11 protein-coding genes and 1 tRNA gene are annotated in these 14,797 nt (G+C 38.1%); 9 read left to right on the forward strand and 3 right to left on the reverse strand.

Going from position 1 to position 14,797, the window contains the following annotated elements:
- The first annotated feature begins 25 nt into the window (after positions 1 to 25).
- The 3 genes from GO621_RS10735 (at position 26) to GO621_RS10745 (ending at position 4,250) form a co-directional block, all read left to right on the forward strand.
- A complete protein-coding gene (locus GO621_RS10735; protein WP_157566859.1) occupies positions 26 to 2,671 on the forward strand; it encodes an FtsK/SpoIIIE family DNA translocase in 2,646 nt (881 codons plus the stop codon).
- A 5-nt stretch (positions 2,672 to 2,676) separates the two neighbouring features.
- Positions 2,677 to 3,363: a LolA family protein gene (locus GO621_RS10740; RefSeq protein ID WP_157566861.1), complete on the forward strand. Its 687-nt coding sequence runs from the start codon at positions 2,677 to 2,679 to the stop codon at positions 3,361 to 3,363.
- 125 nt (positions 3,364 to 3,488) lie between these two features.
- Positions 3,489 to 4,250, forward strand: coding sequence for an MBL fold metallo-hydrolase (locus GO621_RS10745; protein ID WP_317163434.1), 762 nt, complete (start codon positions 3,489 to 3,491; stop codon positions 4,248 to 4,250).
- A gap of 9 nt (positions 4,251 to 4,259) precedes the next feature.
- On the opposite strand, the gene GO621_RS10750 is transcribed toward GO621_RS10745, so the two are convergent.
- A tRNA-Leu gene (locus GO621_RS10750) sits at positions 4,260 to 4,346 on the reverse strand.
- 137 nt (positions 4,347 to 4,483) lie between these two features.
- Positions 4,484 to 4,966, reverse strand: a complete 483-nt coding sequence (locus tag GO621_RS10755; RefSeq protein ID WP_157566863.1) for a hypothetical protein — start codon at positions 4,964 to 4,966, stop codon at positions 4,484 to 4,486.
- 450 nt (positions 4,967 to 5,416) lie between these two features.
- Here GO621_RS10755 and GO621_RS10760 point away from each other — a divergent pair, with 450 nt between their 5' ends.
- Both GO621_RS10760 and GO621_RS10765 read left to right on the forward strand, forming a co-directional pair.
- Positions 5,417 to 5,680: a hypothetical protein gene (locus tag GO621_RS10760; protein WP_157566865.1), complete on the forward strand. Its 264-nt coding sequence runs from the start codon at positions 5,417 to 5,419 to the stop codon at positions 5,678 to 5,680.
- A 237-nt stretch (positions 5,681 to 5,917) separates the two neighbouring features.
- Positions 5,918 to 6,802, forward strand: coding sequence for a class I SAM-dependent methyltransferase (locus GO621_RS10765; protein ID WP_198170213.1), 885 nt, complete (start codon positions 5,918 to 5,920; stop codon positions 6,800 to 6,802).
- 164 nt (positions 6,803 to 6,966) lie between these two features.
- On the opposite strand, the gene GO621_RS10770 is transcribed toward GO621_RS10765, so the two are convergent.
- Positions 6,967 to 8,199 (reverse strand): hypothetical protein, encoded by a 1,233-nt coding sequence (locus tag GO621_RS10770; protein WP_157566867.1) that lies wholly within the window; start codon positions 8,197 to 8,199, stop codon positions 6,967 to 6,969.
- A gap of 163 nt (positions 8,200 to 8,362) precedes the next feature.
- Here GO621_RS10770 and GO621_RS10775 point away from each other — a divergent pair, with 163 nt between their 5' ends.
- From GO621_RS10775 to GO621_RS10790, 4 genes are all read left to right on the forward strand, one after another.
- Entirely contained in the window at positions 8,363 to 9,229 is an 867-nt protein-coding gene (locus tag GO621_RS10775) for a glycoside hydrolase family 16 protein (protein ID WP_157566869.1), read from the forward strand.
- Between the two features lie 281 nt (positions 9,230 to 9,510).
- Positions 9,511 to 9,918, forward strand: a complete 408-nt coding sequence (locus GO621_RS10780; protein ID WP_157566871.1) for an EVE domain-containing protein — start codon at positions 9,511 to 9,513, stop codon at positions 9,916 to 9,918.
- A 121-nt stretch (positions 9,919 to 10,039) separates the two neighbouring features.
- A complete protein-coding gene (locus tag GO621_RS10785) occupies positions 10,040 to 13,243 on the forward strand; it encodes a SusC/RagA family TonB-linked outer membrane protein (protein WP_157566873.1) in 3,204 nt (1,067 codons plus the stop codon).
- Between the two features lie 19 nt (positions 13,244 to 13,262).
- Positions 13,263 to 14,789 (forward strand): RagB/SusD family nutrient uptake outer membrane protein, encoded by a 1,527-nt coding sequence (locus GO621_RS10790; protein ID WP_157566875.1) that lies wholly within the window; start codon positions 13,263 to 13,265, stop codon positions 14,787 to 14,789.
- The last annotated feature ends 8 nt before the right edge of the window (positions 14,790 to 14,797 follow it).

The raw sequence follows: 14,797 nt of genomic DNA on the forward strand, positions 1-14,797 counted from the left end.
GTACAAATTAATCTGTTTATTGTAAATGCCTCCTAAAGGAAATCAGTTTAAGTCTAATAGTATCAAGGAAGAAAATAAGTCCGGCGCACCTTTTATGTTCCCGAAAACTAAAAAAGCCGAGCCTAAGCTTCCTTCGTTTGATTTGCAGGACGGCAGGCTGATCAAAATTACCGGTTTATTTTTCCTGATCATTTGTCTGTACTTTTTAATTGCCTTTACCTCTTACTTGTTTACCTGGCAGGACGACCAGAGTTACGTACTCGAATCGAATGGTGGCTGGAGCAATTTCTGGAAAACACCACAGGAACTGGCCGATAGCGGCGTAACCAATCCGGTTGTGCAAAACTGGCTGGGCAAACTGGGCGCTTTACTTTCGCACCAGTTTATATACGAATGGTTTGGCGTAGCCTCATTTATATTTGTAGCTGTTTTTTTGGTGATTGGTTATCGCTTGTTGTTCAAGGTTAAACTTTTTTCCATCAGCAAAACTTTAGGCTATGCTTTTTTTAGCATCCTTTTTTTATCGGTTGCCATTGGTTTTTTTCATGGGTGGATGACAGATTCGCCGCATTACCTGGAAGGGGAGTTTGGTTTTTGGACAAACCGTTTGCTTGATGTACAAATTGGTGCCGCCGGAACTGCCGGACTCTTAATTTTTGCTGCGCTTACCTTTTTAATTATTGTTTATAACATCGATTTTAAACTTCCGGAAAGAAAACCCAAAGCAGTAGCGGCAGAAACAGATGCAGTTTCACCAGATGACGGATCGGCTTCCGAACCCAAATTTGCCCAGAACTATCCGGTAAATATGGTTTTATCTCCCGAAGAAGGACCGGCACCAACAGTTCCACCGGTAACAAAGCTTACACAAAATTACCCGATAAAAACAGCATCCCCGGAAAATGAAGATGTTGATGGAACTGATCAATACGAATTTAATATCCCGAAAAAAAGGCCGGCAGAAACAGCGAACGCACCAAAAGTAGTTCCGCTTGCGGAAGTTTTTAAACCTGTTGTATTAACGCCAGAACCGGTTTTGGAAATTGAAGATGAGGTACAGGAAGAAGAATTTAAGCCTGAACCTGTTTTTACGGTTGCCAAAACAGAATTTGAAACTACCTCAAATAAATTGGTTGAAGAGTTTGGCCTATATGATCCTGAACTGGATTTGTCATCTTACAAAAAACCAACCTTAGAATTGCTGGAAAATTATGGCCCCAACAAAATTCAGATTAACAATGAAGAGCTGGAAGCCAATAAAGATAAAATTGTTGAAACGCTGAACCATTACAACATCGAAATTGATAAAATTAAAGCAACAGTAGGACCAACGGTAACTTTGTATGAAATTATACCGGCGCCAGGCGTGCGTATCTCCAAAATTAAAAACCTGGAAGATGATATTGCTTTAAGCCTGGCTGCTTTAGGTATCCGTATTATTGCGCCGATGCCGGGAAAAGGAACAATTGGTATTGAAGTGCCAAACCAACATCCGGAAATGGTTTCTATGCGGTCTATCATGGCAACCGAAAAATTCCAGAATATTATTCAAAATAATACGATGGATTTGCCAATTGCTTTGGGGAAAACCATTTCTAACGAAGTTTATATTGCTGATCTGGCCAAAATGCCACACTTGCTCGTCGCTGGTGCAACTGGCCAGGGTAAATCTGTTGGTATTAACGCAATTTTGGTTTCGCTTTTATACAGCAAGCATCCTTCGCAATTAAAATTTGTTTTGGTTGATCCGAAGAAAGTAGAGTTAACCTTGTTCCGTAAAATAGAACGGCATTTTCTGGCAAAACTACCTGATGAAGCTGATGCCATAATTACTGATACAAAAAAGGTAATCAATACTTTAAATTCACTTTGTATTGAAATGGACCAGCGTTACGATCTGTTAAAAGATGCGCAGGTGCGCAACCTGAAAGAATACAACCTGAAATTTGTTAACCGGAAATTAGTACCGACAGACGGTCACCGTTTTCTGCCGTTTATCGTTTTGATTGTAGATGAATTTGCAGATTTAATGATGACGGCAGGCAAAGAAGTGGAAACACCAATTGCACGTTTGGCGCAGTTGGCACGTGCGGTTGGTATCCATTTGGTTATTGCCACACAGCGCCCTTCCGTAAATATTATTACCGGTACAATTAAAGCCAACTTTCCGGCACGCCTGGCTTTCAGGGTTTTATCTAAAATAGATTCGCGGACAATCCTTGATGCAGGTGGTGCAGATCAGTTAATTGGCCGTGGCGATATGTTATTATCTACCGGAAACGACCTTATCCGTTTACAATGTCCGTTTGTAGATACGCCGGAAGTAGAAAAAGTTTCTGATTTTATTGGGAACCAGCGCGGTTATCCGTCCGCATTTTTACTGCCCGAATTTGTTGGGGAAGGCGGAGAAAGCAGTCAGAAAGAATTTGATCCGGGCGACCGCGACCCATTATTTGAAGAAGCAGCTAAACTAATAGTAATGCACCAGCAAGGTTCTACTTCATTAATTCAGCGTAAATTAAAATTGGGTTATAACAGGGCCGGTAGAATTATTGACCAATTGGAAGCAGCAGGCGTAGTTGGTCCGTTTGAAGGAAGCAAAGCCCGGGAGGTTTTATTGCCGGATGATTACGCACTCGAACAATTTTTAAGTAGCATCAATTCAAAATAAAATTAATGATCCTAAAAAAAGCATTTATTTGCGCGCTGGTTTTATGTGCAGGCGTATCAACTTTAAAGGCACAAACAGATCCGAAAGCAAAAGCAATTTTGGATGGAGTTAGTAAAAAGTATAGGTCTTTTTCTGCAATTAAATCAGATTTTACTTACGTTCTTGATAATCCTCAGGAAAACATTAAAAGTTATAAACAAAGCGGGACCATTATCGCAAACCCAAAATCGAATAAGTTCAGGGTTACCATTTACGATGGCTCAGGCAGTCAGAAAACAATTAGCCAGGAAATCATCAGTGATGGAAAAACGCAATGGACTTATTCCAGAAAAGATAACGAGGTACAAGTTAATGATGCCGATAACAATCCGCAATCATTAAACCCGGCCCAGATTTTTACCATTTACGAAAAAGGTTATAAGTATTTATTTACCGGTGAAGTGAAACAACAAGGTATAATTTACCAACAAATCGATTTAACGCCAATGGACAGCAAAAAACCTTTTTTTAAAATAAAGCTTCAGGTAAATAAAGCTAAATCATTGATTTATAGCGCTGCTATTTTTGATAAAAATGGGAATAAATATACTTACATCTTAAGTTCTGCTGCAACAGACTATAAGGGCCCTGATGCTATTTTTGGGTTTAATAAGAAAAATTATCCGGGCGTAGAAGTGGTGGATTTGCGTTGAAAGGAACCATAAAATTACAACTGATGCTTCTTTTATCACCTAAATATTTGCTGATGCAGCTTAAATAATTTTTATTTGTTCCAGAGAGGTGTTTCTCAACTATTCATCATTCATCTAAAATTATTGTGCGCATTACTTTTTTAGGAACAGGAACTTCACAGGGTGTGCCCATGATTGCCTGTAATTGTGCTGTTTGTACTTCGGATGATCCGCGCGATAACCGTTTGCGTTCCTCCATTTTAGTTGAAGAAAACGGGAAAAATGTAGTGATAGATTCCGGTCCTGATTTTCGTTACCAAATGTTACGGGCAAAAGTAAAGCACCTGGAAGCAGTTGTTTTTTCGCACGAGCATAAAGACCATATTGCTGGTTTGGATGATATCCGTGCCTTTAATTATTTTCAAAATGCTGCCGTTGATGTTTATGCAGACTTTCGGGTACAGGCAGCTTTGAAACGCGAATTTTCTTATATTTTTAGTGATTACCAATATCCGGGCATACCACAAATCAGGCTAAAAACAATCAATCATCAGCCCTTTACTGCGGCTGGTATTCCTTTTATTCCAATTGAAGTAATGCACTACAAGTTGCCGGTTTTGGGTTTTCGTATTCATGATTTCACTTATATTACTGATGCAAAAACAGTATCCGAAGCAGAAACCGAAAAAATAAAAGGCAGCAAAATATTAGTGGTAAATGCTTTGCAAAAAGAAAAACATATATCGCATTTTACCTTAGCTGAAGCGATAACTTTTGCAGAAAAAATAGGAGCGGAAACAACCTATTTTACACACATCAGCCATCGTTTAGGAAGATACCAGGATGTTTCCGGAGAACTTCCTGAAAATATCCAATTGGCTTATGATGGGCTGCAACTGGAAATTTAAAATTTGAATTGGTGCCCGGAAGCGGATTCGAACCGCTACATCCTTTCGGACGCCACCCCCTCAAAGTGGTGCGTCTACCAATTTCGCCACCCGGGCTTCTTTTATCCGATAAAAAATATCGTTGCCAAAGATAGTATGTTTTAGCATTTGCTGCTGATCTTATTTGAATTTTTTGCCGGTAAAAACAGCATCTTAGGAATTTCGGAATGGCAATAGTTATTTACTGCTATTATTTACCTAACCGAATCTACTTTTGTCAATTCCTGGTTCAAATAAAACCTTTTTTTCCGCAAAGTATTATGGCGATAGGTGGTTTTAATCATCCAGCCAACAGGTTTCCCTTTGTAAGCAGTCATAAAATCAATTAACTGATCGCTGGTTGCAACTAATTGATCGGAAAGATTTTTACTGTCTTTTTTAGATTGATTAATCTCTGCCGTTGTTTTCAATTTCGGGATCCGGGCATCAATCTTTCTCCCCTCCAATTTCAAGGTGTCAATTTTGTGTAGCAGGTTTTTGTATTGTTTAGTATCAGCAAAAGAACTTCTTAAAACTTCAATTGGACTGAAATTTATATTTGCGTTAGATTTTAAATTGGATTTGCTGCTAAGGTATTTGATAATTAATCCTTGTGCTTTTTGCTGATTAGACTGTGCGTGTGCAGAATAAAAAGTGAGGATATTTAAGAAGAATAGTATTGGCAATATTTTTTTCATAGCAATTTGTTATTAAACTGTATCATAACAAAATAAAACAATTTTGTATTTGAATAATATAGTTTTTTATTTAAAAAATTTAGTTTAAATACTTGATAAGTATCCTTTTTAACTAAATATACTTTTGAAATAATTACATCTTAAAAACAAGTTGATTTTTTTGGTGATAAAAGAAGCATCAACCTAAAAATCAAAATTTAATGACCAGCATTTTTACTTGGTAAAAGAAGCATCGGCCCCAAAAAAAGATGGCCAGAAAAAAAAGTTTAAACAACCTCTAAATATACTTTTAAAGTAATTACATCTTAAAAACAAGTTGTAATTTTTATTAAGGTTGATTGTTATTTCATTTCTTTTTTACAAGTTGGATTTACCGTATTTTAATTAAAAAAAGTTTAGGTACAGTAATGGTAGTCCCTATCGGATATAAAGCAATCTATATCTGCAAAAATGAAAAAAATATTACTTGCATTTTTACTTCTAACATCCTGTAAAACCCAACAAAAATACCTGTTTCAACCAGGTGATACAGTTAAAGTACACAATAATAGGTTCTTGATCTTGGATTACAACAAAGGTCGTAAAGGTTTTTTTTATTATGCAAAAGATTTAAAACTTGGGTATAATGTAGATTATTTTTCACAGGAACGGGTAAAAAAGAGTAAAATAATTTCCCCAAGCAAACCTTTTAAAGTATATACAAACAATAACTAAAAATCTTTTACAATTTTTCCTGCAAATAATAATGAGGGAATTTTTTAAATAGCGGATAATATATTTTTTTATAAGTTTAGATACAAAATGTTTATCGATACAAAACGGCTTTCTACCGATTAAGTAATTAGATGTTGCTTGTTCATCTTTAACTTTTAAAGCTATTTTTAAACTCTTTTTTATTTACCGATCTTATAAAATTAAAATTTGACTGGTTCTTGTAGTTATATAATCAAAGTGAAGTATTTTATGCAGATCAAAATTTCCAATTTTCTTAAACCTGAAGTCCAATTCAAACATCAGGGAGATTATTTAGAATTTCCAATTCTTAGAAAATCAAAAGCATTGCATGCAAATGCCTATTATTTTGGCCAGCAAGAATGGGCCGTAGAATATTTAAAATATTGCCACAGGGGCAAGGCTTTTAAAAGCAGGTGGCAGGCAGCAGTTGGCGACTGGACAGACAAGGTTGTTGTTGATATTGGCTGTGGCCCGGGTAATATTTATGCAACTTTACAAGGTAAACCAAAGCATTTAATTGGTGTAGATGTTGCGCCACAATCACTAAAATTGGCTGCGAAATTAGGTTACACAACTATACTTGCAGATGCAAACAACTTGCCTTTTAAATCAGGTATTGCTGATGTTGTTACTTTAAATGCAACACTCCATCATTGTGAAAACATGGATTCTGTTTTAAAAGAAGCAGCCAGATTGGTAAAACCGGGCGGTATATTGGTAACAGACCACGACCCGCAATATTCGGCCTGGAATTATAAAGGTATTGCTATGGCCTTATGGCAGGCAAGGTTGTTATATTATCGGATAATTGGCCAGGGTTTTCACAAATCAGCCGAACAACAGAAATGGGGACTGGCTTGCGAAATCCATCATAAACCAGGGCACGGCGTTAAACGTGAAATGTTTGAAAGCGTTTTAGAACCTTATGGTTTCGATGTTAAAATCTTCCCTCACAATCACAAGCTTGGAAAATCTGTTTTGGATGGAAAGCAAGGTAAAGCGGATTTAAAATATCGGTTGGGGAATATTTTATCTTTTAGAAATCCATCTTCGTCTGCAAGTGCCTTATCTTTAATGTGTGTTGCCAAGTTAAGTGCTTAACTAACCGTATTTTATTCAGAAAGTATAGAATTGGATTATTGACAAAAAGATAATGCTTCTTTTATCAACCTAAAATTAGATTTAAAGACCAACATTTTTTATTGATAAAAGAAGCATTATAAGCAAGATTATTCATCAGGGATATGGAAACCGTTTTTGATATTTTATGATTTAGTTTCTGTTTCATCTTTTCTATTCGAATCAGGGACAATTGGATTTTCGGGCCCTTTAGAACCTAAATACAAAACAGAACTTACGCCGGCAACTAAAAGCAGGGTGTTGCTAAAGGCCGGCATTGATTTGTTGGTGATGACGTACCAGATAAAATATAGCCCTAAAACTAAATTCCACATTGCGGTTTGCGTACGCTGAACACTTACATTAATACCGTCTGAAAGAATATCTAACAGAAATGTACGATGCTTTTTTAGAGTTGCCGTGGGTGCGGTTTTGTTATTTTGCTGCTTTTTGTAATAATCTATAAAGCTGGCAATGCCTGTAGTGCCGCCGCTGATGCCAAGCAATAACAAAATCGAATCGTTTAAAGAATCGGTAAGCCCGGTAAGAATGATTAAATAGATAAAGCCGCCAATAATCAAAACGGTCCAAAATGCTAATTGCGTTTGCGCCAGGCTGTAAGGGCCTTTGTTGTTCAAATCGGGATCGCGGATTAAGCCGGTAGAATGGCAGAGGTAAACGAAAAGCAGGATGAATAAAAAGTAACATATTATAAGTGACCAAAATACTTGTGAATTGTAAAAAACCAGCGTTACATCGGTGTTTACTTTGTTATCATCAATGCTTGTAATTGGAAACATGCCACTCCAGCCGATCGAAAGTTTAAAGCTGATCTGACTTTTGTTCCAATGTGCCAAATGAAATATGCTGTTCCAGGCTTCTCTATTGGTGCTGTCTCTTTTAAAAATAAAAGGTATCCACATTTTATCCGGCCAAAGCTTGGTAGTATCATTCATTTGCTGCCGGCTCAGACTTAAAAAGTAATCCGAATTCATTCCTTCCAAAGGAAATCCATCTGCAAACAAAATTAATTTAGTTTTATCAGTTGGCCTTTGCAATAAAAAATCTTTAGGATTGCTAATGAGGACACTTATCTTGTAATCAACATGAATAAGTGCTCTTTTTTTAATTGCGGTTGTATCTGTCGGCGCAATTTCCTCAACCCTGATATCTAAAATATCTGACTTAAGGGGCTGATATGGTACTTTAATTTCCCGGGTTACTATCGCAGGCTTTGTGTTTTGTTTTGTTGTAGCCGGCGTTACTGTGTTTGAATCTTTTGAACGGATTGGATCAGCTTGAGTATGAGCAGAAAAAAGTAAAATGATGACTAATTGAATTGCTGCCTTAAAGGTAGCCTTAAAATGAAGTATTTCCATAAACAATAATTGATAAGGTTAAGAGAGGTTTGGCAGTAGGTCCCGACAAATTTGATAAATGTAAAATAGCTATTCCTTTCTTTCAATAGCTATAAGTAGTCATTTTCAACATCTATATTTATACATTTATCTACAAACATTATTAATAAGAGCGTTTAAAATAATGAATAAGAAAAACTTTGCTTTCGTAGCGTTAGTGATAGCAACAACATGCGGTTGTCGGATCTTTACTAAAGTAACTAATAAGTCTGCATCAAAACAATTTGAAAACGATGGTTACAAGCTGGTTTGGGCAGATGAATTTAACAAAAGCGGGCCAGTAAATGCGGAAGACTGGCAATTTGAGCAAGGTTTTAAGCGGAACGAGGAATTGCAATGGTATCAGAAAGAAAATGCCTGGTGCGAAAAAGGCTATTTGATAATTGAAGCTCGTAAGGAGACCAAGCATAATCCTGATTTTCAATCGGGCAGTAAGGATTGGCGCAAGAATAGGGAAAACATCCAATACACGTCTTCCAGCATCAATACTTCTGGTAAGCATTCCTGGAAATACGGGCGTTTTGTCATGCGAGGCAAAATCGATATCAGTAATGGTTTGTGGCCGGCCTGGTGGACTTTAGGAGTTGATGGAAGATGGCCTGCAAATGGTGAAATTGATATTATGGAATACTACAGGAATAAATTGCTGGCTAACATTGCTTGTCTGGGCAGCGATAATAAAGTGCAATGGTATAGTAAAACAAAAGATATCAACTTGTTAGGAAGTAAGGATTGGGCATCGAAGTTTCATGTTTGGCGAATGGACTGGAACGAAAAATCTATTGCCCTTTATGTTGACGAACAGTTGTTGAATGAGGTGGAACTGAGTAAATTGGTAAACAAAGACGGATCCAATATCAATCCTTATAATCAACCACATTATATGTTGCTAAACCTTGCCGTTGGCGGGATAAATGGCGGAAATCCTGCTGATACTAAATTTCCGAACCGTTATGAAATTGATTATGTGAGGGTTTATCAGAAGAAGTAATCGGAACTTTGATTTTTAGTCGATAAAAACAGTATCGATATAAAAATTCAAAGCTATGAATATTAGAAGTTTAAGGTTGAATTAAGAGGAGAAAGGGTTAATATTCCGTCCTTCCGGAAGATAAGTGTTTTTAATCTTTTTGAAAATAGTTTTCAGGAAGAAACAGTTCGCTTTTTGATTTCAATTAGTCAGGCGTTTTAATTTACTTTTGCCGCCGTTGTTATGGTCGATAAATCTTGTAATAAGAAAGCTTCGTTTACAGCATAAAAATTAAGAAAGAAATGAACTATTTTTTAGTTAAATCAGAACCTGCAAAATACAGCTGGCAGAAATTTAATGAAGACAAACGTACTTTTTGGGATGGTGTTCGGAATTACCAGGCACGTAATAGCCTGAAAGACATGAAAAAAGGCGACCTCGTTTTATTTTACCATAGCAACGAAGATAAAGCAGTGGTAGGTATTGCAAAAGTAGTTAAGGAATTTTATCAGGATCCAACCACGGAAGACCCAAACTGGGTGGTTGTTGATCTGGAACCGGTTGAAAGCTTTAAAAAACCGGTTACATTAGCCGAAATTAAAGCAGATAAACAATTGGAAAATATCAGTTTGGTAAAACAGGGCAGGTTATCTGTAATGCCGCTCAAGGCAGCAGAATTTGACAGGATCATTGCTATGGGAAATGATTAATAGAAAGTTTCTGCCCCATTCTTCAAAATAATTTAATAATTCAGGATACAACAGGATGCTTATTTAATGGATTAAGCACAAATTTGGTCTTTGTAACCAATTTATTACCTGAAGTATAATCATGAAGAAATTTTTAATAAGCCTTTTCCGGCTTAATTTATTCTGTACATTATTATTTTTTGTTTCCGGTGCTTTTGCCCAGCAAACAACCATCACTGGTACTGTTTCTGCCAGCGACGGCCCTTTGCCGGGGGCATCTGTTACAATTAAAGGGACACAAGGCGGAACGGCAACAGACATTAACGGAAAATATACGTTAAAAGCAGCAAAAGGCAATGTCCTGGTTTTCCAGTCTATTGGTTTTACTACACAGCAAATTACCGTTGGGGCAACGGCTGTTATCAACGTAAAACTGCAATCTGCAAATAGCCAGTTAAACGAAGTAGTGGTTATTGGCTACGGAACGCAAAAGCGTTCTAATGTTACCGGCGCCTTATCTTCTTTAAAGGCTGATAATCTGGACGAGCGCGCTATTACGCGTGTTGACCAGGCTCTGGTAGGCCAGCTGGCAGGAGTTACCGTTAAACAAACTACCGGTGTGCCCGGTAAAGCTTTCAGTGTAACTGTGCGCGGAAGCGGTTCTATTTCTGCGGGTAACGACCCTTTGTACGTGATAGATGGTTTTCCTTTAACTGCTGTATCCCAGGGGACCAACGGTAGTTTTTCTACCGGAAACCCGCTGGATAATATCAACCCAAATGATATTGAAAATATTGAAGTGCTGAAAGATGCGGCAGCAGCAGCAATTTACGGATCCAGGGCATCTAATGGTGTGGTTTTAATTACTACCAAACGCGGCAAAACCGGTAAACCAAATATCAGCTACAACACTTATTTTGGTTACAATGAAGCCAGCAAAACCTTAAAAATGCTAAACGGGCAGCAATGGATTGACCGCGCTACCGAAATGATCAATGCTGCTTATGTATTGAAATATGGGGCAAATGGTGCTACTGCTAATGATAATGCAGCTACCCGTACAGCCATGAACGGAGGGGCATTTAGTACCGCTTATCAATTAGATCCGCGCTGGTCTATGCCCGGGCTTCCTGGCTTGGAGGTTGTTGACTGGCAAAAAGCAATAGAACGCAAAGGCCTAATGCAAAACCATCAGCTTTCGGCCAGCGGCGGCTCTGATGCGGTTAGATATTTTATATCAGGAAATTATGCCGATCAGAACGGATTTGTAAAAGGATTAGGATATAAAGCATATTCTGCAAGGGCAAATGTAGAAGTAAACGCCTCTAAAAATTTAAAATTGGGTGTCAATATAGCGCCTACTTATTCCATAACAGAAGATCCGGGAGTAGAAGGTAAGGACAATATTTTCCACCAGGCTTTAAGTATGACCCCAATTCAGGAAGATTCTGTAGGTTTGTATGCCAATATCGGTAAAAATGCACAATATATTTGGAGCAATACTACTAACAGCCCTGTTGGAAAATTACAATACAACGTAGGCGAAACGAAAAGGCTCCGTACGTTATCTACTATTTATGGCGAGTATGAAATTGTTAAAGGGTTAAATTTCAGAAGTTCCCTTAACTTAGATAATACAGATAATAATACAAGAGGCTATACCCCTTACATTACTACAGGTTCAGTATCTTCCCGTACCTTTAATGCTGCAACAAACCCCAATGTTACTTCTGCAACTTCAGGTTCGTACAGCAGTTATAAAAGGCTGACTTTTGTAAACGAAAACACGCTGACCTATAATCATACTTTTAATAATGTTCATAGCCTGAACGTATTGTTAGGCCAATCCTACAACTTTGACCGGTTAGACCAGGCATCTTTATCATCTGTTGGCGGATATACCAGCAGCGTCATCCAAACTTTAAGTGCAGCAGCAGCTACAACCGGAAGCACAAGCAGCCAGCAAAGTGTTTTACTCTCTTATTTCAGCCGGGTACAATATGGCTATAAAGACAAGTACCTTCTTTCAGCAAGTTTGCGAACGGATGGTTCTTCCAGGTTTGGCCAAAACAATAAATACGGCGTATTTCCTTCTGCCTCTTTAGGCTGGCGTGTTGTTGAAGAAAGCTTCATGAAATCGGTACCTGTTATCAGCGATTTAAAACTGAGGGCAAGTTTTGGTGTAAACGGTAATAATAATATTGGTAATTATGGAAGTATTGCCACTTTAGGTTCTTATGGATATGTATTAGGTTCAACGCAAGCTATTGCAATTGGGCAGGCGCCAAATGTTTTGGCCAATCCTGATCTTAAATGGGAAAAATCTCAAACGTACGATGGCGGTATTGATTTTGGTTTATTTAAAAACAGGCTTACAGGTTCATTTGATTACTATAACAAGTTAAACACACAATTATTATTGAATGTGCCTGTTCTTGAAACAACCGGATTTCAGAGTTATCTAAGTAATGCCGGTTCTGTAAGAAATACCGGCGAGGAACTGGAGCTGACCAGCCGCAATTTGATAAACAAGTTCCAGTGGAGCACCACTTTAAATGTAAGCCACAACGCTAATAAAATAGTGGCTTTGTACGGTAACCAAACACAAATTATTATTCCAAATTCTTTTGATGTTTCAGATAATATTCTGCGTGTTGGCCAGCCAATAAATAGCATTTATGTGGTTAAACAGATTGGTATTTTAACCCAGGCTGATATTAACAATAAAGTAGCCATGTATAATAATGAATCTGTTGGTGATCCAAAATACCAGGACCTGAACGGCGACGGTGTAATTACCGAAGCAGACAAGCAGATAGTTGGCCATCCTAACCCGAATTACACCTGGGGCGTAACCAACACTTTCCGTTATAAAGGTTTTGACCTGAGCGTATTGGTCCAAGGCCAGAACGGTGGTTCTATTTACTCTTTGTTAGGAAGGGCAATTACCCGAACCGGACAAGGCTTTACAGATAATGCACCTTATTTTTATGCAGATCGTTGGGAATCGCCATCTAACCCGGGCGCCGGAAGGGTAAGTAAAGCATATTCTACTTTTGGCTTTATTGCCAATACCGATTGGTTATATTCATCTGATTATGTTAGGGTAAGGGATATTACCCTGGGATATAATTTAAAAAACCTGATCAAAACACGCGCGGTACAAGGTGCCCGTATTTATATCACTGCCGAAAACTTTTTCGGACATGATAAATATTATGGCGGTTTAAATCCGGAAGCAGCCAATACGGCAATAAGTTCAAACAGTGCTTATCCTGAAGCGGGAGATTACGGAGGCTTACCATTGGCAAAATCATTAATATTCGGGCTAAACTTCACATTCTAACCTCTGATACAACAAAACAATGAAAAAGATATTTTTTCTATCCACTATAGCATTTTCTTTTCTGGTTTCATCCTGTACCAAGGATTTGAACCAGGCTCCTATCTCATCTCAAACAACAGCTACTTTTTATCAGTCGCCAAGCGATTTTATACAAGGCATCAATGCTGTTTATGCTGATTTACGCGGCTATCCCGACAGGTTAGCTTATCTTTCTGAAATCAGGTCTGATAATATTTACGGCGTATCGGTTACCGTGCGCGACTGGGACCCGATCAATAATTTTGCACCAGGAATTTCTGCAAACACTTATGTTGAAGAAGGCTGGAGCACAGATTTTAATGGCATTTTCCGCGCAAATACTGTGTTGGATCAAATAACCAAAAATGGAAGTTATGTCGGTTCTGCAAGCTTAGCTACGAGGTTACAAGCCGAAGCAAGGTATTTGCGTGCATTTTACTATTTCGACCTGGTTAAATATTACGGCAAATTACCAATTATAGATCATCCGGTAACGGCAATAGAAGCTACAAGTATTGCCCGTAGCCCCGTAGCTGATGTTTATAAATTAATTATTGCCGATCTTCAGTTTGCGGCAGCTAACCTGCCTGCATCTTATACCGGCGTTGATATTGGCCGGGCCACCAAATATGCAGCGGAAGCAACTTTAGCACAGGTTTACATGGCCCGTTCTGGTTCGACTTACGGAATTGAAGGGCCTGGCCTGGGCTCAAACGAATGGAATTTAGCCTTGCCATTGTTAAATGATATTATTAACAGTGGCCAGTTCGTATTTAACCCAAGTTATACAAGCATATTTTCTTATTCTAACCAAAGCCCTGCTCCTGGTACCAATAAAGAAGCTGTTTTTGATGTAATGTATTTAAGCGGCGCAAGTGGAACTTCTTCTATTTATGGTGCTGATTTTCCTTGGCAGTTAGCTCCTAACACTTACTTTTTATCTTTAAAAGATACCAAATCAAACGGTAGTTTAGAGATCATTCCTGTATCCAATAATTTGACTAATAGTTATGCAACTGCTGATGTTCGTAAAGCACAAACTATTTACACAAAAGGTTATACTTATTCGGGAACTATGGAAATAAGGCCGTTCTTTCAAAAGTGGATAGATATATCTAAAATCCCAACCACCAGCCGTTTTGACTGGGGCATCAATTTTATCGCTATCCGTTACACTGATATTTTAATGCTGAAAGCAGAATGTATTTTAAACGGGGCAACAGGTTCACAAACTGATGTGGATGCAATTGTTAACCAGGTAAGAACACGAGCAGGATTACCGAGCATTACTGGTGTTACTAAAGCACAGTTACTGGATGAACGGAGAAGAGAGTTTGCCGATGAGGGTTCACGCTGGTTCGATTTGCAAAGAAGCGGCAATTTGCTAACCATCATGAATGCCTGGAGAACTACGGAAGATACGCAAAACAAAATCAACCCGATAACCGCGAATTACATTCTTTATCCGGTGCCGCAATCGCAGTTAGACGCTGCGCCAGGTTTGTACACACAAAATCCGGGTTACTAATTTTTAAC

Origin of the sequence: Mucilaginibacter arboris (assembly GCF_009754915.1) — a bacterium.
Classification (GTDB): Bacteria; Bacteroidota; Bacteroidia; order Sphingobacteriales; family Sphingobacteriaceae; genus Mucilaginibacter_A; species Mucilaginibacter_A arboris.